Below are 26137 nucleotides of genomic sequence, written 5' to 3'. Positions count from 1 at the left end.
ATGCCTGTGAAAAAACCGATGATTTCCAAACCATTATAGCAAATCCTGCAGGTTTTTCGTTCATACAAAACGGTCATGACCGTTTTGCTTGACCGCAAGCGGTCACATCCAATTTAATGAAAAACGTCGAGACGTTTTTCACAGAAAAAGAGCATCCACCATCTCGGTAGACACTCCATCGCTTCATTTATCCATTCAATTGGAATGTTGCACGCATTCCTTACACGTGCCATAGACCTCGAATTTGTGACCCGTGACCTGAAAATCGTCGGGGACAGCCGACATGATATTCATGGGACAGCCTGGCAAAGAGGATGTCTTGCCACACTCGGTACAAATGACATGGTGATGATGATGACCGTCAGTCGAACAAGCCAAACGGAATTTTCCCTCGCCATCCAGCTCCGTTTCCTCCAAGATCCCCAGTTCTACAAAGGTGGAGATATTGCGATAAACTGTATCAAAGCTGAGGGTAGGATAAAGCTCCTTGATTCGCTCCATAATATCTTTGGCAGAAAGGTATCGCTTCTCTGCCGCGCAGATGCGAATCATCTCCTCCCGCTTGCCTGTATATTTGAATCCATGATCCTTTAATATCTGCAGCGCTTCTTCTACTTTCATCGACAAACACTCCTTCCTTTTGTCTTCACGTAGGTGACCTATCGCATGAGACTACGCAGTTTTTTTGCACCTAGTACAACGAGCAAAATCAATACAGCCATTAACACAATTGTACCACCAGATGCCCAATCTAGCAGATAGGCAAAATACAATCCGCTCAAAACAGATATTTCCGCAAACACGATGGAAAAGAAAATCGTTTGGCGAAAGCTACCAGCAATCTGTAGGCTGGCTGCTACCGGAAGCGTAATTAATGCGGAAATCAAGAGCACGCCGACAATCCGCATGGAAGCTGCGATCGTCAAGGCAACCAAGACCATAAACCACAAGTTGATCGACCGACGCGCGACACCGGATACACGGGCAAATTCTTCATCGAAAGAAACGGCGAACAGTTCCTTGTAAATCAAAATGACCGTTCCCAGCACGACGACAGCAACGGCGACTAGCGCATATAAGTCCTCAATGGACACCGTTACAATCTTCCCGAATAAATAGGAGTACAAGTCCGTATTGAAGCCATCCGCAACGCTGATCAATACCGTAAATAAGCCCAACCCAGTGGACAAAATAATCGGGATGGCCAGGTCCTGGTACGCTTTATACACCTTTCGTAAGCGTTCAATGAACAGCGACCCGATCACGGCAAACAGCATCCCAAAAAACAGCGGATTCACAGCCGAGAAAAAGGCCACCTTTTTGGATATCAGCATCCCGGCTGCGACACCAGAGAGCGTTACGTGGGACAAACCATCCGCCATCATCGACAAACGCCGAACGATCAGAAAAGTTCCTAATATAGGGCAGATCAGTCCGATCAAAATCCCTGAAAACAGGGTATACCTCAAAAAATCATACTGCCACCAATCAGCCAGCATGTTCATACTCCTTCTTTTTCCATGTTTTACGCACCTAGTGATGATGAGACAGCAGCTTTACTGAATCACCGTACATTTGCTGCAGGATTTGCTCATGATTGTGAGCGAATTCGTGAGCTGTTCCGTGGAAATGAATTTTCTTTTGGACACAAGCTACTTTGTTTACCCACTGCGTCATGACCCCTACATCGTGGCTGACAATCATCATCGTCATGCCGTTCTCCTCTTTCAAGGAGCGCAACAAGCTGTAGAACTGCTCGATGGATTCTTGATCCACACCGACAGTCGGTTCATCCAAAATCAGTAGCTCCGGATCCGCCACAAGCGCTCGTGCGATAAACACGCGCTGCAATTGCCCACCCGATAAGCTGCCAATCCGTTGATCCAGCTTTGCCGTCAGACCGACGCGTTCGACCGCATCCCGCACCTTCTCGTGATGACGAGAAGTCAACCTGCGAAAGAGGCCAACCTTACCGACCAGACCAGAAGCGACCACTTCCCTCACCGTTGCCGGAAAACCGCCTGCGCCATGAGCGACCTGCTGTGCTACATAACCAATACGGCTCCACTCGCGGAACTTGGGCAACGGCTGCCCAAACAGCTCCACCGTCCCCTTCGTGGGAGACAGCAACCCGAGAATGAGCTTCATCAACGTAGATTTACCCGAGCCGTTCGGGCCGACGATACCGACAAAATCACCGCGCTCGAGGGAGAAAGCCACATGATCGAGAACCACTTTTTCTTCGTATTGAAAGGATACATCCGTGAGCTTTACCACAGGTTCTCCTTGAGATGTCCGTTCCATGAATCGATCATTCCTTAAATCGGATTTGTTCTGATTTGATACCCTTCATCGTACTACGATTTTGTGTGTACCACAAGAGCCCAGGGACAAAAACAGCGAAAGTATGAAAAGATGCCGCCCATCCTAGAGCGACATCTTCATTATTCCCATTTATTTTAACGCTGTACGCAGAGTCTCGATGTTCTCACGCATGATCGACAGATAATCCCGACCTGCTTTGACATCTTCTTGTGTCAGACCCTCCAGCGGATTGAGCGTAGCTGTTTGTACGCCAGCCTCTCTAGCGATTACCTCCGCCACTTTCGGAGATACCAGTGTCTCAAACAAAACGTACGATATCTGATGTTCTTTCACATGCTCGACCAATTCTTTCAATTCGGACGGCGATGGTTCGTCAGCTGGATTTACTCCTGAAATGGCGATCTGTTCCAAACCGTAGCGATTAGCCAGGTAGCTAAATGCGCTATGCGAAACCATGAATTCCTTTTTAGAGGTTTGGACGACCATCTCTTTAAATTCTTTGTCCAACTGATCCAAATCAGCAGAGAGTTGTTGGAAGTTCTTTTCAAAATCAGCTGCATGCGCTTGGTCTTTTTTCACCAAGGCATCTTTCACCTTTGCAGCTTGTTCCTTTAACTTGCTAGGATCTAACCAAACATGCGGGTCGTTTTCTCCATGGTTATGTTCATGCTCTTCTGCCTTCCCTGTTGCTGCCGCTTCAGACTCGTGTCCATGCTCCTCTTCTACTGCGTGGAGCAAATCCATTCCCTCTGTAGCATTCACAATCGTCGTCTTGTTTTTGTCGAGGCTTTCTACCGTCTTGTCTACCCACAGCTCCAGACCACTGCCATTATAAGCAAAGACGTCCGCACCGGATAGAGCCACCATATCTTTTGCAGTCGGCTCGTAGTCATGCGGCTCTACGCCTGCCGGGATCAGGTTGGTGACCTCCACGTAGTCTCCACCAATCCGTTTCGCGGCGTACTCCAGCGGATAGATCGTCGTATACACTTTAGGCTTTGCTACCGCACCATCAACAGATGTTGGTGTGCTCGCCGTCTCCTTTGCTCCGCACCCTACGATGCTTATCGCTGTCACTATACTAATCACGGCCAAAAGGCTCTTCTTCATTCCCCGAGTCATCTCCTCATGCAATTCATAATGATTCCGATTTACTTTCTTCCCGTTTTTCATTATACGGACAGATGACTAGAAAGTAAATAGGATTTATTACGATTTAATCGGCATAATTAGGTAGCACTCTTCATAGCTTCACCATTTTTCCTCATTCCTGTGGTAAGAAGAGCCTCTATCCTCGTCTTACTTACGGGCGAGTGCTCCAGAATTCACAAGCGTTTGCGCTTACAAATTCCTATACGGTAAAATAAGCGGGAGGAGGTTTGTCCAGATGAAACGGAAATCATGGTTAGCCATCAGTATTATGACGGCTGCCTTGTTAACCGGCTGCGGTTCTACCGATCAAGCCGGTCAGGAGCACGCCAATCACTCTCAACACGCGGCGAACGGTGATCTGCAGGAAATGACCGCTTCCGCAGATCAATTGCCGAAATTTCTCGACAATCAGGATCCAGTTATCGTAGCGTCCTACAAAGCTGCAGCTGCCAACCGCGAACTACTAAAATCGATTCCTTGCTATTGCGGCTGTGGTGAAAGTGCGGGACACCTGCACAACGGTAACTGCTTTATTAAAGAAGAGCTACCCGATGGGTCCATCGTTTGGGATGATCACGGTACACGTTGCGGGGTATGCATGGAGATTGCCGTTATTTCCTCCAAGCTAAAGGACGCCGGCAAGACAACCAAGGAAATTCGCGATTACATCGATAGTGCCTACAAAGAAGGGTACGGAAAGCCAACTCCTACACCGATGCCGTCCTAAAAAGAAAAAGCTCGGAACCAAGTGTTCCGGGCTTTACGCGTATTTATAGAGAGAATCCTTCCTTGTGCTGTAGGACTCTTACCGTTACTTCTATTTGTGAAGCGCTGGTGTGCAATCGTGACAGTACGTCAGGAGTCTGCATATAGGTGGGGGGGTGATGAAACGATCCGTAATGAATCGGTACCAGTGCTGATACACCCAATATCGATGCCGCCGCTACTCCCTGCTCAGGTGACATACAAATTGGCTGGCCGTTTGAAGCTTCAATGACTGCACCATTTACAGGCAAGAAGGCGACATCCACATTGCCATATTCGCGAGCGATGTTCCACCATTGCCCATGCCACAGCGTATCCCCGCAGTGAATCAGGCGTTTTCCCTCGGCTTCGATTAACCATGCCACTTGCGGATCACCCAAACCATCTGCCGAATAGACTGCTGTGATCTTCATGTCTTCAATCTGGGCCACTTCCCCAAAGGCCATTCCCTTCACCTTCTTCAATCCTGCAGCTTCTGCCCGGGAAACTCCCTCGTATGGGACGAAAACTTGCACCTCATCTCCCCATGCCTCCTTGATCGCTTCTGGGTCAAAGTGATCCGAGTGCATATGGGTCACGGCTACTACATCAACGGAACCGAACTCAGTCAACGGATAAAACGGCTCCTTCGGTTGACCAAAAAAAGATGAATAACTTCCATACATCGGGTCAATCGCCAAGGTTACGTTTTTGGTACGAATAAGAGTACCTGCCCACTGTAGACGTTGAATGTGCATGAGTCGTCCCTCCAGGTTATAACCATTAATATTTTATTTCACAGGTTAATCTTACTACGACTTCTATAACCTGTAAATATGTATTTTAACAGTTAATAATCCATGCCCCTGCACCCTTTAGAAAACAAAATAAACTGCGTTTGCCTCAGCAAACGCAGCTTATTTACTAGATGGTTTACGCAGGAGCTACTTCCAGCATCCGTTCAAGAGATGCCCGAGCAGCATCGGCTACATCTTCTGGAACGAAAATCTCTGGCTTCATGTTCTCCAGTGCCTCTACACATTTTTTCAGGTTGTTCACCTTCATGTTCGGGCAGACCAAATATTTAGAAGCGAAAATAAATGTTTTATCAGGGCTGTCTTTTTCGAGCATGTAGCGTGTGCCATCTTCCGTTCCGATAATGAATTCCTTGTGAGAAGACTCGCGGCAGTATTTCAAGATACCAGTAGTGGATCCCACGTAGTCAGCCAGCGATACGACTTCTGGGCGGCACTCCGGATGGACGACGACAACTGCCTCCGGGTATTGTTGTTTCAAGGTCATGATATCTTCGACGGACAGCTGGTCATGCGTATTGCAGTACCCTTCCCAAATGATCATCTTCTTGTCGGTAAACTGGGATACGTAATGGCCCAGGTTTTTATCCGGCACCCAAATGATCTCGTCACTGTCGACGGATTCGATGACTTGTTTTGCGTTGGACGATGTACAGCAGATGTACGTTTCTGCTTTTACATCCGCCGATGTATTGATGTACGCTACTACCTTTGCATTAGGATGCTGCGCTTTGAGCTTGCGCAAGCCATCTACGTTTACCATATCCGCCATCGGACAACCCGCTCGTTCATCAGGAATAATGACCGTCTTTTGGGGATTGAGAATTTTTGCACTTTCTCCCATGAAGTGAACACCACAGAACAAAATGACGTCTGCATCTGTTTCCTTTGCTTTTTGAGCCAGCCCAAAAGAATCACCAATAAAATCGGCCACTTCCTGAATTTCCGGACGTTGATAAAAGTGTGCCAAGATAATGGCATTGCGCTCTTTCTTCAACTGCATCAGTCGTTCTCGTAACTCAGCGTTGCGCTGGGCTTTTTTTTCTAACGCTAAAGCGTCCATGGAAAAAATCCCCCTACGTAGGTGTCATAATTTACGGTCATTGTAAGCGGTTCCCCCGGCCTTGTCAATGTATGTCCGGTGGCAAAACTGTTTGGATCGTTACGTGCGTCCCAAAACATGGTCCCGAATAAAACGGGCCACACCATCCTCATTATGATGGGCCGCTACATAACGAGCGAGCTCCTTGATGGCAGGAGAAGCGTTCTCCATCGCCACGGAATAGCCAACCTCTGTCAGCGCTTCCCTGTCATTCTCCGCATCACCAAAAGCCATCACCTGATCAGGCGTAATTCCCCATTTGCTGCAAAAATAACGTAGGCCTTCCCACTTGGAAACACCATGAGGAATGACCTCCACGTTGTGTTTGCCGGACGTCGTAATCGACGAACGATTGGACCAAGGTTCCAGCTGCTCCCGAACCCATTCCAGACGCTCTGGACTATTGTGCCAGATAAAGAGCTTTACCACTTCGCTCTCCCCCGACTCGACCATATCCAGTAGCTCTGCCAGCGGTACGACGCGTGCCAGCTTATAAAAAGCAAAGCGGCGGATCGAAATGCCTTCGACCGAAGTATCTTCCTCGACTAATGCCTCCAGACGCTCCCGATCTTCCTTTACCATCAATCGATTGCTCGCCGTATCATGCAGTTCATAATAGATCGCTTCTTTACGCAAGGCGTGAATAGCACCGATCACCATGTCCTTTGGTAAAATGGTGCGGTGAACCATCGTGCCATCTGCCTCATAGACAGTAGCTCCATTACTGCAGACGTAGCCATCAAACGGAAAAGAATCAACGGGAATCAGTGCAGACCCGTACGTTCTGCCAGTAGACAATACCAGCTTGCAGCCTTGTTCCTGCAGCGCCCGACAAGCTTCCTTTGTGGCATCTGCCATTTGGGATTGTTCGTTTAACAGAGTCCCATCCATATCAAAAGCAGCCAAACGCGGTGTGAGCAGCATCCGTATTCCCCCTTTGGTGACATGAGACAAAATGACTTTCCAACTAAAGCAATATGATTACTTTCTAAGAGTAGAACAAAAGGAGCACCTGAGGCGCTCCTTATTGTGTAGGTTCATCGTTCGTTTCTTCATCTTTTTTCGGCTGAATGTTAACGACCACGTCGTTGTTTTCTTGAGGGTCATTTTCCAATTTGCCTGTTTCGATCAGTTGTCTGATTTGATCCGCATCGAGAGTCTCGACGCGCAACAAAGTGTTGGCAATCAGATCGAGCTGGTCACGGTGCTTGGTCAACAAATCCGTGCATCGTGCATAGCATTCGTGGATGATATTTTGCATCTCCTGATCGATCTCATAAGCGATCTGATCAGAGTAGTTGCGCTCGTTGCCGTAATCACGACCCAGGAATACTTGGCCTTGGCTCTTACCGAACTGCATAGGACCCAATTTGCTCATACCGTATTCCGTAATCATGCTGCGAGCAATCGCTGTCGCACGTTGGAAGTCATTGTGTGCACCGGTACTGATATCTCCGAGCACCAATTCTTCTGCGACGCGTCCACCCAACAACCCAACGATCTTGTCGAGCAGGTCTGACTTGGTGGCAAAGAAACGATCTTCTTTTGGCAACATGACCGTGTACCCGCCAGCTTGACCGCGTGGGATGATCGTTACCTTATGTACCATTTCGGCATTTCTCAAATGATAGCCGATGATCGTATGACCAGCTTCGTGGAACGCAACCAGACGTCTTTCGTCTTCGCTGACAACGCGGGACTTTTTCGCCGGACCGGCAATGACGCGGTCGATCGCTTCGTCCACTTCCACCATGTTGATTTGTTTTTTGTTTTTACGGGCAGTCAAGAGGGCTGCTTCGTTCAGCAGGTTCTCCAGATCAGCACCGGTGAAGCCCGATGTACCACGAGCAATCACATCCAGCTTTACGTCCTCGCCAAGCGGCTTGTTGCGAGCATGTACTTTAAGTACTGCTTCACGGCCCCTGATGTCTGGGCGATCAACTGTAATCTGACGGTCAAAGCGTCCCGGACGCAAGAGTGCCGGGTCAAGAATGTCCGGGCGGTTAGTCGCAGCCACCATGATGATGCCTTCGTTTCCACCGAAACCGTCCATTTCTACGAGCAACTGGTTGAGAGTTTGCTCACGCTCATCGTGGCCGCCGCCGAGTCCAGCTCCGCGTTGACGACCAACTGCGTCAATCTCATCGATAAAGATAATGCAAGGTGCATTTTTCTTAGCATTTTCAAACAGGTCACGCACGCGGGATGCACCGACCCCGACGAACATCTCTACAAAGTCAGAACCAGAGATGCTAAAGAAAGGAACGCCAGCCTCACCTGCAACAGCACGAGCGAGCAAGGTTTTACCAGTACCCGGAGGACCTACGAGCAGAACACCTTTCGGAATGCGGGCACCAACAGCATTAAACTTGCGCGGGTCTTTTAGGAACTCAACGACTTCCTCCAGCTCCGCCTTCTCTTCGTCCGCGCCAGCTACGTCGTCAAACGTAACGCGCTTCTTCTCTTCGTTGTACAGCTTGGCACGGCTTTTCCCGAAGTTCATGACTCGGCTGCCGCCACCCTGCGCATTGTTCAGAAGGAAGAAAAACAAGATGAAGATGATCACAAACGGAATGATCGAGGTCAGGAAGGTGAGCCAAATACTGTTGCCCTCCGCCGGATGAACCTCTACCTTTTTCACTTTTTGTTCATCAATCTTCTGCTCTACCAAAGAGATAATGTTGGAATCATACAGTGGAACATTGGTGAAGAATTTGTTGCTTTCCTGTCCCGGAATTGCTTTAGCCAACGTACCATCAACTCGGTATGTACCATTCTCAGGGCGAATAGCCATCTCGGTGATGTTATCAGCTTGCAACTGTACCCGGAAATCCTGATATGTAAGTTTCCCAACCTTATCAGTACCGGAGAGGATGAAATTCACGATCCCGACCGTGACAAGAAAAATCAGTAGGTAGAACCCGGTATTACGAAAAAAGCGATTCATTCCTTACCTCCTCTCACGAACAGACACTTTACACATTTTATCATATTAAGCAGGGTCTCCACAACAAACCTACTTTGTGTAAACCTCAGGCTTCAATACCCCAATGTACGGAAGGTTACGATAGTGCTCAGAATAGTCTAACCCAAATCCTACCACGAACTCGTCCGGAATATCAAAGCCGCTGTAGTCTGGTGAGATATCCACCTTGCGACGCTCCGGTTTGTTCAACAAAGTAACTACTTTGACAGAAGCTGCTTCGCGATGGTGCAAAAGCTCCACCAAACGGCTCAAAGTCAATCCGCTGTCCATAATATCTTCGACAACCAGTACGTGACGGTTTTGCACAGAGGAATCGAGATCTTTCAAGATTTTCACCATGCCTGAGGACTCTGTACCACTTCCGTAGCTGGAAACAGCCATGAAATCCATTTCGCACGGGATATCCATGTGGCGGATCAGGTCTGCCATGAATACGACGGCACCTTTTAGCACGCAGATCACCAATGGGTTTTTATCCCGATATTCATCAGCAAGGATCTTGCCTAGTTCTTGTATCTTACCCGCAATCTCGTCTTCTGATAGCAAAATCTTCTTGATGTCTTGATTCATGAAAAAACCTCCCGCCAATCTTCTCCAAACTCTACCCGCACGTGTAGCAAACGCCTGGTTTGTTCATCTACAGGCGCAACGGCGGAACGGCGCACACCCGGCACCAGAATCACTTCTTCTCCCGCAGTCAAAAGCGGAAGTCGATCTCGCCACGCTCTCGGAACTTTCGCATCAATCAACAAGTCCTTCAGCTTCTTTTCCCCTGAGCCAAACACAGCGAGACGGTCACCTGGTTTTCGATTGCGCAAAAACAGCGGCCCTGGTAAACGATCAGCATCAAACACCGCTTCGTTCCCCATAAGTCGCTCCCAATCCATGGAACGTTCAAGATAACTCGTATGTACCCAAACCTTGCTCTCGTCAATCCAGGTCGAGCCCGGAACGGAAAGCTCATAACAATACATATGTATGCGTTCTTCTCGTCCATTTGGACAAAAATGAATTCGCCCATACACCCGGCTCACAACCAGATGATCTGGCAAATGCAACTCTGCCGAAGGACGGCTACCACCTGACAAGTGCAAAACAGCCTCTACATGCTGAGAAGACCACTCAGTTTGTTTTGAGACATAACCTAATATTAGAGTAATCATTCTCCTTTGTAAAGCAACGTCACAGTTTTGAAACTTGTCGTTATCAATTACAATCTCATCTTGTTTTTGGGTGATCAAAACCTTTTGCAGATGCTCTTCTGCCAATCTCGCCAAAAACAAATGATCTTGCGAAATAGCCTCAGCTGCTTCCAGGATATGTTCCCTGTAACGTTCATTGACCTGCGCTAAAAGGGGCATGACGTCGATCCTCAGTAGATTCCGCTTGTACTTGCGAGAGCGATTGCTGCTGTCTTCCCGCGGCATAAGGCCATTCTCCCGACAGTATCCTTCCAGTTCCTGACGCGTTTTATGCAAGAGAGGGCGAACCAGCTCGATTCTCCCCTCATCCAGCCAACGCCGTTTTGGCATCCCAGAAAGTCCGTGCATTCTCGTGCCGCGTACAAACCGAAACAGAATCGTCTCCACTTGATCGTCAGCATGATGAGCCAAGACCAATTTGGTTGCTCCTTGCTCTTTTGCTACCTGCTCATAGTACCCGTACCGGACTTCTCGGCTCGCTTCCTGTCCACCCATGCCCGTTTGTTCCATATAAGCGGGCACATCAAACTCAAAAAGATGAAACGTGACACCGAGCTGTCTGCAAAGCTCCTGAGCGTACAAAGCATCCTGGCGTGACTCCTCACCCCGAAAACAGTGGTTCAGATGAACGGCATGGAGCATCCACCCGTAGTGATAGTTTTTATTGAGCGCCACCAAGATATGCAAAAGGGCTGTAGAATCATTCCCACCCGACACGCCTACGACAACGGTTTCTCCTGGAAGTAAAAGGCGCTCTCGTTGAATTTCATTGTGCACGCTTGCCAGCATGACGGGCTCCTTTCACGATCGTGACGACAGATATGCCAAAAATAAGTCCGGAAGCAATCGCTCCTGCCACCATCATCGTCTTGGTGGCCAGCGTTATGCCCCCAATGTAATCGTTGTTCACAAATGCGAGCATCGCCTTGTAAGCGAGTGACCCTGGCACTAATGGAATAATACCGGCCACGCTGAAGTTAGTAGATGGAACTCGCAAAAAGATCGACATGACTTGGCTGAGCAAGGAAACGATTGCGGCAGAAACAAAGGTCGACAGGAGTACCTCTGCGTTTAGGAGCGGCAATAAGGAGTAGACGACGTACCCGACCATCCCCGCAATGCCACCGGCGAAAATGGTGCGGACAGGAACGTTGAACAGAACACACCATGCCATGGACGAAACTAGACTGAGCGCCAAGCCTTTCAACAACATTAGATCACCTCGTAAACCAAAGAATAATTGCTGTAGCCACTGCGACAGATACCGCCGTCAGCATCGCCTCCACGCCGCGTGAGACACCTGCTACCAAATCGCCTGCCATCAGATCCCGCAGCGAGTTGGTGATCGCAATACCTGGAAACATCGGGAGCATGGCACCAATAATGATGATACTAATGTGAAGCTCAGGAAAAATCGTCACGGCCAGGAGGGCAAACAAGCCACCCAGTAAAGCTGCCGAAAACTCGGTAAAAAATTTCATTCGAACAAACTGTTCCAAATATTCAAGGCTGAGAATGACCGTCAGACCCGCCAAAGCAGATGGCAACAGGTCAAACCACGTACCACCAGCGAGCATGGCAAAAGAGCCGCTGGCAATAGCGGCTGCTATATGCTGCATCCACTTTGGATAAAGCGGTTTTTTCTGATCGATTTCACAAAGGGTCAAATAAGCCTGTTCCAAGGTAATGCTGCCCCCGACAAAACGTCGGGACACGTCATTGACCAACGTGATTTTATTGAGATTGGTCGTCCGCGAGGGGGTACGAACCATTCTGGTATGATCCAGACCTCTGCAACGAAATGAGAGAATAATGCTCGTGGGCGTGGCGGAGCTGTTCACATCATCCATCCCAGCCGCTTGGGCGATCCGCGCCATCGTCTCTTCGGTCCGGTAGGTTTCTCCCCCGTTTTTTAAAATAATCGAGCCTGCCAGCAGGCATGTATCCATCACCAAATCTGAGGACACGAACCGTCACATCCTTTACATGAACCATGCGTAATAAAGTGTGCCAGCCAAGAGCAACAAAGAAGCGACAAACAAGCCGCTAATCCCCATTCCCCCTGCCCCAGATTTCCGCTTTTTCACTTTCTTTTGCGGGGCGGCAACCGTGAGTTCTCGCAGAATTGGCAGCATTTCCGCTCTCATTTCCCCTGCCGTCGTGTACTTTCCGTGAAAAGCCTTCAGGAGAGGCACGCGATAGGGGTACAGGCCGTCACTTTTTCGTATTATATCACAGAGCAATACCGTGTGACGCGTCTCGCCCAGACTGCTTTTCCACGTCTCCCGGTCGACGGCGAGACGCACCATCATGACAGCAACGGAAAACAGGTCGTAGCTAATCTCTGCCTTTCTGTCCCCAGCATGCCAAAACGCACGATCGTATTCCTCGGTAAACTGGCGAACCGCATTGCCCAGCTTGGTCACTCCACCAAAGTCGATGAGGCGCACCTGCTTGTCTGACTGGGTCACCATCACATTTTCTGGCTTTAGGTCGCCGAACACCCACCCGTGCTTGTGTAGCACATCCAGCCGGGATAACAGCTGCACGATCATTACGGCAACCCATTCCTGACCATGTTGCCGGATATAGCGATCCAGCTGTTCGCCTTCTAGATATTCCATCGCATAAAACGTACTGGCCTTTCCATCGATAAGCAGATCATCGACATCAGACAGGAGCGGTCCCACTCGGGAATGCCGCCCCTGTTGTACGCTTTTCAGCACATTCACTTCCATTAAAATATCGATACCTTCTACCCCGACCTTGACCGCCCGCCTGACTCCACCCTGGGTAGTCAAATAAACCGCACCATTCGCTCCGCGCCCCAACTCCCTCAGGACATGGTACGATTTTTTGTTCCATTTTCCTTGAAATTGCCGGGGCAGGCTGGGGATCGTAGGCGTTTGATTAAAAGACATGGTCACGCAGGCTTCCATCTTCGTTATCGTCCGTTTCCATGTCGGCATAACGCTCAGACAGAGAGCGTGGGAGCTTCACATGCTCGAACAACGCAATCGCTTCAACAATGGCCGGACCTGTCGGCGTAATGCCGCTCATCGCCAGATCACTTGAAATCTGATGAGCTTGCTCCACTTTTTCGGTCCAAGGAATTCGTACGTCCAAATGCTTTTGTTTCCCAGGAAATGAACAGACGGCCATTCGACTCTGTCCGCTACGAGAGTGCAAACTGATGCTGAAATCATGGATCGCTTGTTGTACGGCCGACAGCTTGGGCTTCATGCTCCCCGAAGTATCCACCAGCATGACGACGTTCAGGCTGCTTTTTTCACCCAGCTCGTCCACCATGCCCGCTACTTGTACGCGCTTCTGCGGCTCTAGCTTTTCTATACCGGAATCGCCCAAAATCTCTTTCAATTCTTTATTGACCACTTGGTGAATGGTGCGCGTCATCGCTTTGCGTGTGAGCATCTGGACGGTTTGCGCCAATTGCTGCGGGTACACAATATCGCACAAACCGCCACCTGCTTCTGCAATCTCACGGATCTCCGTCTCGCCCTTTTCACCCAAATCACTTTTCTCAATAACCCCAATGACATTTACCGTAATCCCTTGTTCTCTCGCAAGGGCAGCTGCCGCGACCGGACTCATTCCTGTGTTGGAGCACCCATCCGTCACAACCAAAATTTGCCGAAGTGTCGCTTCTTTCACAAATTATCTCCCCATTCTGCTTTTTAGCAACAGTATCGACGGGGAGTACGGAAAACATACTTGTCAGCTGACAATCCGTGGTCGCTCGAGCTTTTGCATGCCGTGTACCTGAATGGCTGACCATTGCGGCACAAACCGATCAATCCGAGCGACCAGTACCGTCATATCGTCTACTATCTGACCGGAATGCTGCCGAATGACTTTTTCCAGAAGCAGATCCGCTACTTCCTGAGGATCGTCCGTTTCCAGCTCGCTGATTATTCGCTTCATCCACGCTTGACGATTCTCGATGTGTCTCGGCGCCTCGTAAATGCCGTCAGACATCATGATTAATAGATCACTCGGTTTGAGCATGCGAGAGACGACATCCACCTCGATCTCGTCCAAGATACCTACCGGCAAATTGTTGGCGGTAATGGTAATCACGTCAGAGTTCCTTTTAACAAAACTGGGTGTAGATCCGATTTTCACAAAACGGGTATGGGCCGTCTGCAAATCAATCAGGGCCAAATCGACCGTCGCAAACATCTCGTCGGTAGAGCGCAGCGCCAAGACCGAATTGACCGTCTTGATCGATATTTTTTCGTCCATGCCTGATCGCAGCAGCTGCTGGAGCATGTCCAGCGCAGACTGGCTCTCCAGGGAGGCTCGTTCTCCATTCCCCATCCCATCGCTAATGGCCAATGCCATTTTTCCATTGCCTAAGTCCATAGTCCGGAAACTGTCACCGGACAAAAGCTTGCCATCCTTGGCGGCCCCCGCCACGCCGATATCGATCTCAAACGTTTTGGCCGAAGCGAGACACATGGTGCAAGAGCCGTCCTTTTGGGCTTCGCAGTGCCTTTCCCTGACCACAATGTTCTCACCCAAAATTTCAGTCAGCATAGGAGCCACGATCTTGGCGCATTCGTCCCGCCCGTAGCACGTTGGCTGACTGATCTCGATGTCCACCCTTCCTTCTTCCAGACTGTGTATATCCACGCGGCGCACGGACAGACCGAGTCCCTCCAACGCCTGCGATACTTGCTTCTCCTGAAAGCTAAGCTCCATTCCTTCTCGCTGGATTTCGCGAGCAAAATCACTCATGACCCGGGAAACACCGGATAGCTGATCAGCAACAAGTTTGCGGCTCTCCTTTACCTGCTTCTTTAATTGATCAAAAGACTGCTGTCGGTCGTATTCTTGCTCCATAACGGTCATCACTTTGTCCGTCTTTACGCATTTTCTCTCCCAATCTTTGGGCGGTGTGACTCCTGCTAGCGTTCCGTTTTCCTGCACCTTTTCCGTGAGCCAGCGCATCCCCTGATAGGTGGACTGCATATCCTTGTCCCAGCACTGTTCTTTCTTCCAGCATTTCTGACACGTAAATTCCGTGACGCGACTGAGGAATGCGTCTGCCTGCTCCTCGATTTCTTCCGGATCTGCCGTTTGGGCAAAGCTGCGGGACAACTGGGTAAACAGCTCAGAAAACTGCTGGATCTTGCCTGCCGTCACATCGCGAACGCGGCGCATATATTCTTGATGGGACTGCTGATTTTCTGCAGAACCCGGGATAAACCTCGCTACTTTTTTCCACAGCATAGCCGGAGTCAGAATAAACAACACAATCGCTATTGCTGATTCCATTAGGGATAAATAAAGCGTATCTTCTGCGCCACCGTATATCGCCAAAATCGCCGTACCGATGAGTAGTCCTGCCGAAACGCCGACTTTTCCTCCCTCTTTCAGTAAACCCGCCATCAGTCCAGAGAAAGCGAGCAGATTGATCTGCAAAAGGGCACTGACGTTGGCCAGACTCAGGATTAGCCCCGTGACGACCCCTACGGCTGCCCCCACCGTCCCCCCGCCGACAAAGGCGAACAAGAGTAACAAATATCGAGAAAGAACATGCTCCATGGAGATGCCCTCTACCATCCAATCAACCGTTCCCGTCATCAAGGAAGCGAGTAATATGACCAGCGACACGATCTCTTCGTTTTTTAACGGCTCATACGGCTTGGCCAAATGAACGATCGAGAGAGACTGGATAAAGATCAGTGTCAGAACGAAACCCAATACCGATTCTACTGCCACCATGACCAGTTCGTAGGTGTTTACCTGATTCGTCAATGCGTGGTACAACAGATGACTGATAAATACAGTAGCCATGACGAGCAAGGGCGTTCGGGAAAAATCCTTTCGCCTCATTCGTTCACTAATTTTGCAGACTGCGAAAGCGAGTACGATGCTGAGCACCGTTTCCAGTCCGAGCGGCACGGATTGGGTAAACGCTCCCAGAATCAAGGCAAACCCGGTCGTTACGATGCAGTCCCGCCTTACATAAAACATGACCATGAAATAGGGGATGACAAAAGGAGTGAGCTCTTCTAAAATCAGAGCCCTACCTAGCAAGAAACCCATTAACAAGGGGAGCACATTCCATCGATGAGCAGCATCAGCTATTTTTTCTCCCCAGGTCTGTGCCGTCGTATCCATTTGTTCAGATACTTGACGAGTCCATACCTGACCGGTACCAGAAACATTTTTGTTTGCGATCATGTCACACCACCCCGTTCTTGTTCATTGTGTTTCTCAATTATACGGAGGTGGTATTGTAAAATTTGTCAAAAAACCAACGAATATTCCCAGAATCGTCCGACAAATTCGTTGACACATTTGGACATTCACGATCTCTTTGAAGAAACTACCGTGACGCCCTGTGTCGCAAGAAACGAACTGACGTGTGGAGACGAAAAAAAGCCGACGTTATGGCGGATAACGTCGGCTGACAGGTGATTCGCGCTTTGCGAAACGGGCTTACGATACCTATTCGTCACGAGTTTGAAATGACCTTCCTGCTTTTACAGTCAAAATGCATAATCCACAAAGATGGAAAAATCTAAATATTCCAAATCAATGTTGTCGACCGCGCCCCTTCTTGTCCCCATTTTTCTTTAACGGGGACTGGCGGTCTTCGCTCTCTTTCAAAAACCGATTCAGTTTATCTTCAAAGGCTTCCCCGCGCTCCCGGTGAGGACGAGAAGGCCTTTCCTTTTCCTGCGCTTTCTTGATCGACAAGCCGATTTTGCCCTCGCGAATATTCAAGACCTTCACGGTTACCATATCCCCGATTTTCAAAAAGTCGTGGATGTCTTTGACGAACGTGTCGGCAATTTCACTAATATGCACAAGACCGGTCACATTTCCAGGCAGCTCCACAAAGGCACCAAATTTCGTAATACCTGTCACTTTTCCTTCAAGTTTGCTCCCGATCTCGACTCCCATGAACGTGGAAAGCCTCCCTCTGCTTGAAGATCAGCCAGACAGCTTACTCCGGAATCACATAGATGCTCTCACCAGGCTTGGTATAGTAGATTCGTTTGCGTGCCAGCTCCGCCAAGTACTCTTGGTCGTTCAGCCGACTCGCATCGTATGTCAGTTCCTCTTGTTGTTGCAGCAATACTGCAGACTCTTGTTTTAGAGCTCCCAGTTCAGATTCTTTCTGAGACAGGTCCCCGCTCTGCAAATAAAGGGTATAGCCAGTCCAGACGAAAAAACAAAGAATGAAAAAGAAAAAAAGCCGCATTCTTCGCTTTTGCCCTTTTCGGTTGGTTGGAGAGGACGTTGCATCTTTCATCATTAGGCCACCTCGGATGTTTACTCCCGCTTTCTCTTTGAGTGAAACCAATTCTTCCAATTGGTCCAAATTCCTTTCGATTTTCCGAACATTTTTTTCCCTAAATGTTGACCCCATCTGGCAAACGGCGAAGTGACAAAACGCGTCACTTTCCACAAAAAGCCGAGGATCGCGAGCAACACGGAATACAAAAATGCCAGCACCATCAGGATCACTCGGTAGAAAAACAGGATGGGACGCACAACCAGGGCGTCAATGATTCGCAATACCGTTCGATATAACCACTGACAGAATTTTATCACGCGATGTAAAAAATGGATATACTTCTTACTACCCAATACAAAATATACCCAAGCACCGAAAATCATTCCAAAAAAGATGGGAAATCGAATAATCCCGTCGTTCACTTTTACCAATATCAAGAAAACAGCACCCATGCTGCCCACCCAAAAGAGAATGTCAAAGATGAACACCATCCAGAGTGGCAACCTGCTCTTTCCCTTGAATACGTGATACGTATCAAATCCGATTCCCATGAGAGCACCGCACGTCGACATGGCCAGCACCGTCTGAAGCTGGATCCCGATACTCACTTGAATAACTTGCCGAAGAATCCTCTCGACCGATCCCCGGCCTGCCCTTGCTCCAGATAGGCCATTTCGTGAACCAATCCCTCGATCGCCACTTCTCCGGTTTCCAAACTCAGATTTTTCATATGCAGATTTTGTCCCCGTATGGTTAAAAAGCCGCCTTCCGTCTCCAAAAGAAACTCTTCACTGTCAAAACTTTCGACGTTTTTCACACCCGAAATCGCCAAACTGCGTCGGTTGATCATCACGACTTCATGGCGAGGCCGCTTCGTGTGCTCGTTCATGCTAACTCCTCCCTTACGTACCCTTCTTGTACCATCGTATGGGAGGGGATGTCCTTTTAGAACAAAAAACCCCGCCAAATAGCGGGGCTCCTGCTCTTTACTCTGTTTATTTGTACACCGTGTAGTTGCCATTCACAAAGATAATCTTGTAGCCGGTCCGGTCTGTGATCGTGCGCAGAGGCAGGGCCGGAATTTTGTTTTTCAATTGAACAGCTACAGGCAGTGTCACGTTTTGACCATTGACAGTGGCCACGTTTGAGCCTACCTTGAACTGCATGACGGTATTGCCGCTCACGACCTTGGCTGTCGTTGTTGTCCAGGTAACAGACATACCCAATCCATCACGGAAGAACGAAGCCGGCATCAAGGTATTGCCATTGACGATATACGGTGCTGCTGCCATTGCCGTTGCTTTACCGGATTTGGTAAAGGAAGCTACGTTTGCCTTAAAACTAACCCCATTGAGAGCCACGATCGTCGCTGGTCGGGCAAACAGCAGTCCCTTTTCCTCGGAGGTGTAGACGCCGATGCTGTACACACCTGTAGTAGCCGGGTTTACAATTCCCCCAGCTTCCAGCACATTGACTTGGACAGCTGTCTGCGCCGGAATATCCTGCGATGGTACGATAATCAGGTTTTGACCGCGGACACCTACATAATTGACGGCAGCACCATTGACGGTCACTTGATTCGCCGGGATATAGGCAGGCACACGGAAGCCAGCTGGCAGGACGATTTCAAAGAAACCTTGCGAACGCACGATTGGCGCACCCAGTCCTTTGATCGCGATCTGCAAGCCTGTTGGAGTCGAAGCTGTAGCCCGAGTCAATCCAATCGTAGCAGCTGCGTTGTCTACCGCAACCGGTGCAGAAGTACCTGAGACCTCAAAGCTCTTCGAACGGTACGTTTTGTTGTCGATTTTGGCAGTCAGACTGTATGTACCAGCTGTTTTTGGGTTCGTCAAATACGCATCATAGGCAAATTTGACAGTCAGGTTGTCCGTACTTTTAAAGCCACTCGGTGTGCGGAATGACACCCTGCCGTTGCTCGTGCTTACTACTCCGACTTGGTCACCATTCACCGTAATGCTGTAACCAGACATAACTGGCGGCACCATGTCCGCGCTCGGGAAGTCGATTTGGATGTCTGTATTGGAATACAGCTTGGTCGAGAGGTCGATGTCGAACGAATAGCTCGAACGCGCTCCTGCTCCCCGATCTGACAAGGCTACATCAAATGACGCATTCGCTGATCCGGTGACTTCGATTTTCTCCGAAGTATACTTCTTGTCATCGTATTCAACTTCAAAGGTGTAATCGTCATCAGCACTTGAAGGGTTCTTGATTCCTGCCGAAGAGGTAAACTCCAGCTTGATCGAAGTATCTCCGTCTGCACCACTCGGTACTTCGATACGGATAGAGTCGCTATCGAGAACGGATACGTAATCAGCCTTGGTGCCATTCACTTTCACATCAGATTTACTGATGCTTTTTGGCAGCATATCTTTGGTTGGGAAATCTACATAGATGTATTTGCCCTTCTTTAATTTGGACTTAGAGGACAAGTTGAATTTGCCCAGCGTCAAGGAGATGCTTGCTTCGGCAGATTTGCTGCTTTGGGATACACTGAACTTGCTCCCGCTACTGCTGCTACTGCTGCTGCTCGATGATTTCCCGATGGTGATTTTCTCGTTTTTGTAAGTGGATTCCTTTGACGTTTTTACCCCGATGGAATAGCTTCCTTTGTCATCCGGGTTGGTAACGTTGTCGATGGTCAAGGTCAGCACGGTACCCTTGCTTACCTTTTCTTTCAGCTCCACTGTGACTACGTTGCTGCTGACAGACACGCTGGAGATCGATACATCGTCGCCATCGTCATCCTCGAGCGAAACATCTGATTTTTTCAGCTTTTTATCGACCGTGTAGCCCGATGGAAACTTGACGGAAATTTCGTCGCCGGATTTCAACTCTTTGTCGATTTCAAATTCAATCGTATATTCTGTTTCTTCATCTGCGCTCGTATCGTCGGCCGAAATGTCTTCGACTGTTAAAGCATAAGCGGCTTTTGGCACCATGACAAACGGGCTCGCCAACACCGTAGTCGCCAGCAATACGGAAATACCTGTTTTTGCGCTTTTGTGCAACGGTAACGCCTCCTTTAACCTGCAATTCTCTCTATGATAGGAAAAGAACGGCAGGAAAAGGTTACAGAGTGGTAACGAATGATTTCACCCACAGCTTGGAGAAATCGACCCAGCCGTAAGAATCCGTGACGAAGCCTTGCAGCGCGGGGTGGAAGCGATCGACTCGCTTCATATGAAAATGAAACAAAAGACCTACATCCTCATTGAGGGTGTCTTCGATCTGGACAAGGGCTCGTAGACGCTCTTCCCGATCCGTCATCCGCAGCACTTTGGACAGGTGACAATCAATCATTGCTCGTCTGTCATCATCCATGAAGCGGTGAACCATCGTGCATTTATTCTTGTATACCTCGAATAGCCCCAGCTCTATATCGTTCTGCAATACCTCCCCCATCACGGCCATATCCGCCTCACGATCCACATGCTCGGACAGGAAGTTCGCTTTGGTCATCCGTACGACTTTGATCTGGATCCCGATCTGCTCGCATCTGCCACATATCCAGGCCGCCTCCTCCTCAAACAGCTGCCCTTCACTGATAAAGAGGGAAAGCGTCTCCCCTCTATATGAACTGCGATGAAGCCAGGCTGCCGCTTCCTCCAGAGAACTCGAAGGGAATGTCATAGTCGCACTCTTTTTGGGCAAAAAGCTGCCAGCAGGTCCGTAGCTATACTTGCTTAACACTTCACTAAGTTGCTTGCGGTCGACCAACAAACGCATCGCCTTCCGAAAGGCAAAATCATGCTGTACACCTTGCCTGCGAAAATTGAAGGCGAGATAGTGGCAACCGATCTCTTCAAAAATTAGATTTTCACTTCCACTCACCGATTCATGCTTCGGCTCCTGATGTGGCAGCTGATACAGCTGTTCGGAGCACCCATCCCCCGGTTCAGGAACAATCCAAATCTCCACCCGATCGAGTACAGCACGCTCCCTGTAGTACTCGTCAAACGCCTCCAGAATCAGCCTCTCATCCGTGTACTCAGCCATCCGAAAAGGACCCGTACCGACGATGGCCCTCTGCGAAAAGGAAACGTCATGCGGCAGAATGGACATGGCAATTGACCCCACAAGGTGGAGAAAAAAATGGTTGGGCTGGCGTAAATGAAACGTAATGATCCGCTCATTTTGATGTTCAATCCATTCTACATCATCCATTTGCCATCGATACGGAGAGTCCAATTCTCTGAGGCGCTGGACCGTGTATTCGACATCTTTTCCCGCCAGAATGCGACCGTGATGAAATCGGACCCCTTTGCGCAAATAAAAGGTCCAAGCTGTCATCTCTGCATTGCACTCCCAGGCATGAGCAAGCTCAGGCAGAAAAGTCTCTTGCTCCTGATCGAAATAAACCAGCCTATGACACATCTGATGAAGAAAATGGCTCTCGGCTGCTACTGCCACAAAGGCTGGATCGAGGATAGAAAAACCACGTGGTCGAGGAATACGCAATACATCGAGACTGGCCGATTCACTCCGTTCGGAAACAAACCCGATTTGACTATCCCATATTTGCTGAAGCAATCGCTTGATTCTAGGCGGAAGCTTTTTATTTTGAATAAGCTCAATAGCCTCTCCAATCTTGCCGTCTGACAAGAGCTTTTTGAAATAGGCGCTAAAAAAGTGTGAGGTATCGCACAAAATCGTTAACGTCGAATGGTTCCCTCGTCCGACCCCCGCCTTCCAGCGCAAGAGTCCTTCGTTTTCCCATTTGCGAAGGATCAATTTGACATTGCGCGGCGTACAGCAAAGAATCTCCGATAATGCATCGACGCTAATGGACTGTTCTCGGTTCATTTCCCATTCGGATAGACCAAATAGCATTTGCATAAAGTGCTCCTGGCTCTTCATCCATTCCGCCCTCCTAAAAAGGTGAAATTCCTATACGAATCTTACCCTTTTTCTTCTCCTTTTGACAGGTAAAATGTAGAAAAACGAAAGGTGGTCTGCTCTTATGAGCTTTATGCAATTGCACCCGAACATTCGCATACGCATCGTGACTTCCTTTCTGACCAGGGTCGTTGGCACCATGATCTTTCCTTTCATGGCCATCTATTTCTCTGACAAACTGGGGCAGGCGGTCGCCGGCTTTCTGCTATTTGCCAATGTGTGCGCACAGATTTTGATGGGCTTTTACGGGGGATACCTCGCAGACCGCTGGGGGAGAAAAAAGGTAATGGTGTACGGCGAGGTCGCTCAGTGCATAGCATTTATCCTGATGGCGCTAGCCAACTCCCCTATTCTCGATTCTGCTTGGCTCACGTTTGCGATGATGCTCGTACAAAATGCGAGTAACGGTATGATTGGTCCAGCTGCCGATGCGATGCTGATCGATGTGAGTACGAAAGAGAACCGAACGTTCATGTACAGTATCAATTACTGGGCGGTTAATTTATCGATTGCCATCGGTTCCGTCCTCGGCGGCATTTGGTTTGCTACCCACCGCTTCGAATTGATTGTAGGTCTGACTGTAGTCAGCTTGTTCACGCTCGTCTTGACCGTCTTTTTCATGCAAGAGTCCTATCATCCACAGATAAGGAACACCCATTCCAAACCCAACATGTTGAAAGATGTATTCACCAGCTACAGGCAAGTGATGAAGGATCAGCGATTTTTGCTCTTCTCCTTGGGCGGATTGCTCATCTTTTCACTCGAATTTCAGACCGCCAATTACGTCGCTGTCCGTCTGACAAAAGAATTCCATACACAAACGGTGCATATGGGGAACCTGTTTTCCTTTGAATTGACAGGTCTCAAAGTATTCAGCTTTATTCAACTGGAAAATACGCTATTGGTCGTGTGCCTCTCCCTCCTGGTGAGCAAGCTGATCCGTCATGGTCGAGAGGCGAATGCCATGTACATGGGCGTACTCCTATTTATCATGGGTTACTCGATCATCAGCTACAGCAACTCGCTATTCGTTATTACCATCGCGATGTTCTTTGCTACGTTTGGTGAACTGCTCCACATCCCTACTCGACAGACCTACCTAGCACAAATCGTACGAGACGATGCCCGCAGCTCGTATATGGCGGTAAACGGCCTCGTATTCCAAGGGGCAAAGCTAACAGGAACCATCGGTATCAGTCTGGGTGCCATCCTGCCCTCCATGGCGATGTCGATTTTGTTCCTTGTTATGGGTCTCACAGGCCTTCTGTTGGTACGTCGCGTGCTGCTCCAGTTGGATCAACGAACCTCCCTTTCCCTTTCTCACGCAAAAGGAGCTACCGATTAATTCGGCAGCTCCTGACTCATTTCAGATGGTTACTGCGCGGACAACTCCTGTAAGATGGCATCCCCTTTTTTGCCTACCCTTATTTGTGCGAATTTGGCTGAGCGCTCTACCTCACGTCCAGTTCCCTCTGGGACAAAATAGCTTTCAATGCCATACTCGACTCGATCTGAACCGATTGCATGGCCGTTCAAAATGACATCGTCGGCTTGGGGCCGATACGTTTTGTTCCAGACCCCGTCTTGTTCGTAAAAGCCACTATATCCGTACACGCCATTCTGATGCGACCTCAGCACCACTCGAATTTTTCCATCCGCATCCGGAATATGTTCGTTATCGAGCGTGGAGATCGTGTAGTTCAGCCGCACATAGTCACCTTGTAACAGCGAACGCGGGTCGATCGGTGCGAGCTCCAGCTTCACGGATCGTCCTTGAGACAGAATCGATTCACTGCTCCAGATCTGGTACCCAACCATCACGAATTGCAGCAAAATAATCACTAGAAGAGCGAGTTGTTTTTTTGCAAATATCGGAGGCTGCGTGGCTTCCCATTGACCTCTTCCGGACCGGTCCAGCCAATAACTCACCACGAAGAACACCATACTCAGCAGCAAAAGGCTGAGGGATTTGTGCAGAAGACTCCAGAAAAAGTCGTAATACTTCATCAGCAAAAAGGCAAACCAGAAGCCGAGGGCAATCCCAAAGCTCGTTCTTCCCTTTTTGTGGAGGGTTCGATACACGAGATAGGTCGTGATCGCAAAATAGACGAGATTGATCGCAATGTTGTATGCCATCCCCCATGTAGTGGTTTCCGTCAGAAATAGCAACGAGAGTAGGGCATACACCAGTGAGCTGTTCTGCAGAGCGCTTGGCAATCGTGGTAGCAGATACATCGCCATCTGAAAAACAAATAGCAACCAGAGAACCCATTCCTCATGTCCCCAGTCACTGAGCTTCACATACAACACGAGCAGAAAGGTAAACTGTGTCAACAGTCTGGTGGGGATACTGCCAGAGGCTATCCATACGTATCCCAATGCCAACAGGAACACGACCCAGTAGTATCCTTCTAAATAAATGGACGAAGCAATCCCGATCATGTATCCCATCGTGAGAATCGTGTAGAATACCGTCGTGTTCATTTTCTTAGCGAGTATGACCGGCAATAGAAAGCCGATCAATGACAAAAAATAAAGGAAGTATACGACTGTATCATCCTCGAACAAAAGAAACAAAAAGCCCGACAAGGATATGGCTCCAATCGAAGCCGCTACAAGCGTTACGAGAACCGTAAACGCTTCCTGAACAAAACGCACCCATTTGCTTTCCTTCTGAGAGGACTGTTTACGCAGCCATTTGATACCTTCCACTGCCCCCCAGACGATACCCGCAGCGACCAGGAGTGCAATCAGGAAAAACCCCTCTGAACCGTATTCGAGCATAAACCAGAAGAATTTTCCGAGTAAAAACAAAGCGAGTAGAGTCGAGGTCACTACCAGCAATGCGCGATTTGGCTTCCACCTGAGAAAGGTAAAGAATAACGCTGCGCCGATGACCACATACAACAATTCCGGTAGCGGTCCATACACGTCGACAAAAGAGGAGAGGAACAGCGAGAACTGAAAGACAAAAAAAGACAGGTAGTAGATCGGACTAGATTTGAGACGTTCCGTTGAGGTGAGCCAAAACAGCACGATATTACCAAGCGCGATTAGCCAAAAGACCATAAACCACCACTGGCTATCTCGTGTCACGTGAATGACTGAGGGGTCCAGAAAAAAGCAGACGGCTAAATGTGCGAGAACATAGCTAATCACATAAAAAGGTTGGTACCTCGTCACGATGGCAAATAAAAGATTGGGAATCAGCCATACGACAAACAGCATGTAGCTATCGGCGTGGGAATTGTAGATTTGTCCTAACAAAGCTACGCTGATGCCAAAGGCCAGCCCCCCCGCGACAAGAAGCCAGTTGCTGATAAAGGAATGTTTTTTCAAGACAAGAGAGCCAACATACGCAAATAAATAGAAGAGAAGTAGTACGGACGCACTCACTCCGATTTTTCCCCATCGGTCGAGCGCTGGCCAATTCGATGCAAAGAAATAAAGAAGAGCGGATAGCAAAAGGGAAATCGCTAAAAAATATCCCAGTCGCACAGCGTTTTGTTGCATGTGTACACATCCCTTCGTCTTCGTGGTGCTCACATGTACACCCATTATATACCAAACTCTAACAAAAAAAGACTACCCGCTATGGGGCAGTCTTGAATCGCCTTC

At 48.9% G+C, this 26137-nt stretch carries 24 protein-coding genes; 2 read left to right on the top strand and 22 right to left on the bottom strand.

The window, feature by feature from the left end:
- Window positions 1-195: 195 nt before the first annotated feature.
- The 4 genes from AN963_RS19420 to AN963_RS19405 all read right to left on the bottom strand — a co-directional run bounded on the left by AN963_RS19420 (window position 196) and on the right by AN963_RS19405 (window position 3435).
- Window positions 196-621, bottom strand: a complete 426-nt coding sequence (locus AN963_RS19420) for a Fur family transcriptional regulator (protein WP_055746129.1) — start codon at window positions 619-621, stop codon at window positions 196-198.
- A gap of 38 nt (window positions 622-659) precedes the next feature.
- A complete protein-coding gene (locus AN963_RS19415) occupies window positions 660-1499 on the bottom strand; it encodes a metal ABC transporter permease (RefSeq protein WP_055746128.1) in 840 nt (279 codons plus the stop codon).
- Window positions 1500-1533: 34 nt separating this feature from the next.
- Complete coding sequence (locus AN963_RS19410; RefSeq protein WP_055746127.1) at window positions 1534-2304, bottom strand: metal ABC transporter ATP-binding protein; 771 nt, start codon at window positions 2302-2304, stop codon at window positions 1534-1536.
- A gap of 150 nt (window positions 2305-2454) precedes the next feature.
- Window positions 2455-3435 carry a metal ABC transporter substrate-binding protein gene (locus tag AN963_RS19405; protein WP_055746126.1) on the bottom strand — a complete coding sequence of 327 codons (981 nt, stop codon included), beginning with the start codon at window positions 3433-3435 and terminating at the stop codon, window positions 2455-2457.
- 277 nt (window positions 3436-3712) lie between these two features.
- Between AN963_RS19405 and AN963_RS19400 the strand changes: the two genes are divergently transcribed.
- Window positions 3713-4204: a PCYCGC motif-containing (lipo)protein gene (locus tag AN963_RS19400; protein WP_055746125.1), complete on the top strand. Its 492-nt coding sequence runs from the start codon at window positions 3713-3715 to the stop codon at window positions 4202-4204.
- A gap of 43 nt (window positions 4205-4247) precedes the next feature.
- Here AN963_RS19400 and AN963_RS19395 read toward each other — a convergent pair whose 3' ends face one another.
- From AN963_RS19395 to AN963_RS19315, 17 genes are all read right to left on the bottom strand, one after another.
- Window positions 4248-4979, bottom strand: a complete 732-nt coding sequence (locus AN963_RS19395; protein WP_055746124.1) for an MBL fold metallo-hydrolase — start codon at window positions 4977-4979, stop codon at window positions 4248-4250.
- Window positions 4980-5154: 175 nt separating this feature from the next.
- Complete coding sequence (nadA, locus tag AN963_RS19390) at window positions 5155-6099, bottom strand: quinolinate synthase NadA (RefSeq protein ID WP_055746123.1); 945 nt, start codon at window positions 6097-6099, stop codon at window positions 5155-5157.
- A gap of 99 nt (window positions 6100-6198) precedes the next feature.
- The gene (locus AN963_RS19385; protein ID WP_055746122.1) at window positions 6199-7062 is read right to left on the bottom strand and encodes a Cof-type HAD-IIB family hydrolase; all 864 of its coding nucleotides are present in this window, start codon (window positions 7060-7062) and stop codon (window positions 6199-6201) included.
- Window positions 7063-7162: 100 nt separating this feature from the next.
- On the bottom strand, window positions 7163-9085 hold the full coding sequence (gene ftsH / locus AN963_RS19380; protein WP_055746121.1) for an ATP-dependent zinc metalloprotease FtsH: 1923 nt from the start codon (window positions 9083-9085) through the stop codon (window positions 7163-7165).
- A gap of 69 nt (window positions 9086-9154) precedes the next feature.
- On the bottom strand, window positions 9155-9694 hold the full coding sequence (gene hpt, locus AN963_RS19375) for a hypoxanthine phosphoribosyltransferase (RefSeq protein WP_055746120.1): 540 nt from the start codon (window positions 9692-9694) through the stop codon (window positions 9155-9157).
- The gene (tilS, locus tag AN963_RS19370; RefSeq protein ID WP_055746119.1) at window positions 9691-11115 is read right to left on the bottom strand and encodes a tRNA lysidine(34) synthetase TilS; all 1425 of its coding nucleotides are present in this window, start codon (window positions 11113-11115) and stop codon (window positions 9691-9693) included. Before tilS ends, hpt begins: the two co-directional genes overlap by 4 nt.
- Window positions 11093-11539: a threonine/serine exporter family protein gene (locus AN963_RS19365; protein ID WP_055746118.1), complete on the bottom strand. Its 447-nt coding sequence runs from the start codon at window positions 11537-11539 to the stop codon at window positions 11093-11095. The genes tilS and AN963_RS19365 overlap by 23 nt, the downstream gene beginning before the upstream one ends.
- A 4-nt stretch (window positions 11540-11543) precedes the next feature.
- A complete protein-coding gene (locus AN963_RS19360; RefSeq protein ID WP_055746117.1) occupies window positions 11544-12293 on the bottom strand; it encodes a threonine/serine exporter family protein in 750 nt (249 codons plus the stop codon).
- A gap of 15 nt (window positions 12294-12308) precedes the next feature.
- Window positions 12309-13247, bottom strand: a complete 939-nt coding sequence (locus tag AN963_RS19355; protein ID WP_236708019.1) for a serine/threonine protein kinase — start codon at window positions 13245-13247, stop codon at window positions 12309-12311.
- The gene (locus AN963_RS19350) at window positions 13237-13998 is read right to left on the bottom strand and encodes a VWA domain-containing protein (RefSeq protein WP_055746115.1); all 762 of its coding nucleotides are present in this window, start codon (window positions 13996-13998) and stop codon (window positions 13237-13239) included. The genes AN963_RS19355 and AN963_RS19350 overlap by 11 nt, the downstream gene beginning before the upstream one ends.
- A 63-nt stretch (window positions 13999-14061) precedes the next feature.
- A complete protein-coding gene (spoIIE, locus tag AN963_RS19345; protein ID WP_055746114.1) occupies window positions 14062-16536 on the bottom strand; it encodes a stage II sporulation protein E in 2475 nt (824 codons plus the stop codon).
- A 354-nt stretch (window positions 16537-16890) separates the two neighbouring features.
- Window positions 16891-17262, bottom strand: coding sequence for a S1 RNA-binding domain-containing protein (locus AN963_RS19340; protein ID WP_055746113.1), 372 nt, complete (start codon window positions 17260-17262; stop codon window positions 16891-16893).
- Between the two features lie 43 nt (window positions 17263-17305).
- Window positions 17306-17614, bottom strand: a complete 309-nt coding sequence (locus AN963_RS19335) for an FtsB family cell division protein (protein WP_055746112.1) — start codon at window positions 17612-17614, stop codon at window positions 17306-17308.
- 20 nt (window positions 17615-17634) lie between these two features.
- On the bottom strand, window positions 17635-18207 hold the full coding sequence (yabQ, locus tag AN963_RS19330) for a spore cortex biosynthesis protein YabQ (RefSeq protein ID WP_055746111.1): 573 nt from the start codon (window positions 18205-18207) through the stop codon (window positions 17635-17637).
- Window positions 18204-18488, bottom strand: a complete 285-nt coding sequence (yabP, locus tag AN963_RS19325; RefSeq protein ID WP_055746110.1) for a sporulation protein YabP — start codon at window positions 18486-18488, stop codon at window positions 18204-18206. Before yabP ends, yabQ begins: the two co-directional genes overlap by 4 nt.
- A 106-nt stretch (window positions 18489-18594) precedes the next feature.
- Window positions 18595-20631 carry a copper amine oxidase N-terminal domain-containing protein gene (locus AN963_RS19320; RefSeq protein WP_055746109.1) on the bottom strand — a complete coding sequence of 679 codons (2037 nt, stop codon included), beginning with the start codon at window positions 20629-20631 and terminating at the stop codon, window positions 18595-18597.
- A 61-nt stretch (window positions 20632-20692) separates the two neighbouring features.
- Window positions 20693-22480, bottom strand: coding sequence for an ABC transporter substrate-binding protein (locus AN963_RS19315; RefSeq protein WP_055746108.1), 1788 nt, complete (start codon window positions 22478-22480; stop codon window positions 20693-20695).
- A gap of 103 nt (window positions 22481-22583) precedes the next feature.
- Here AN963_RS19315 and AN963_RS19310 point away from each other — a divergent pair, with 103 nt between their 5' ends.
- Window positions 22584-23864 carry an MDR family MFS transporter gene (locus AN963_RS19310; protein ID WP_055746107.1) on the top strand — a complete coding sequence of 427 codons (1281 nt, stop codon included), beginning with the start codon at window positions 22584-22586 and terminating at the stop codon, window positions 23862-23864.
- 29 nt (window positions 23865-23893) lie between these two features.
- On the opposite strand, the gene AN963_RS19305 is transcribed toward AN963_RS19310, so the two are convergent.
- Window positions 23894-26032 (bottom strand): GDYXXLXY domain-containing protein, encoded by a 2139-nt coding sequence (locus AN963_RS19305; protein ID WP_055746106.1) that lies wholly within the window; start codon window positions 26030-26032, stop codon window positions 23894-23896.
- Window positions 26033-26137: the final 105 nt, after the last annotated feature.

Source organism: Brevibacillus choshinensis, assembly GCF_001420695.1.
Classification (GTDB): domain Bacteria; phylum Bacillota; class Bacilli; order Brevibacillales; family Brevibacillaceae; genus Brevibacillus; species Brevibacillus choshinensis.
The sequence above is the reverse complement of the archived record's forward strand: the minus strand, read 5'-3'. Positions and strand labels throughout refer to the sequence as shown.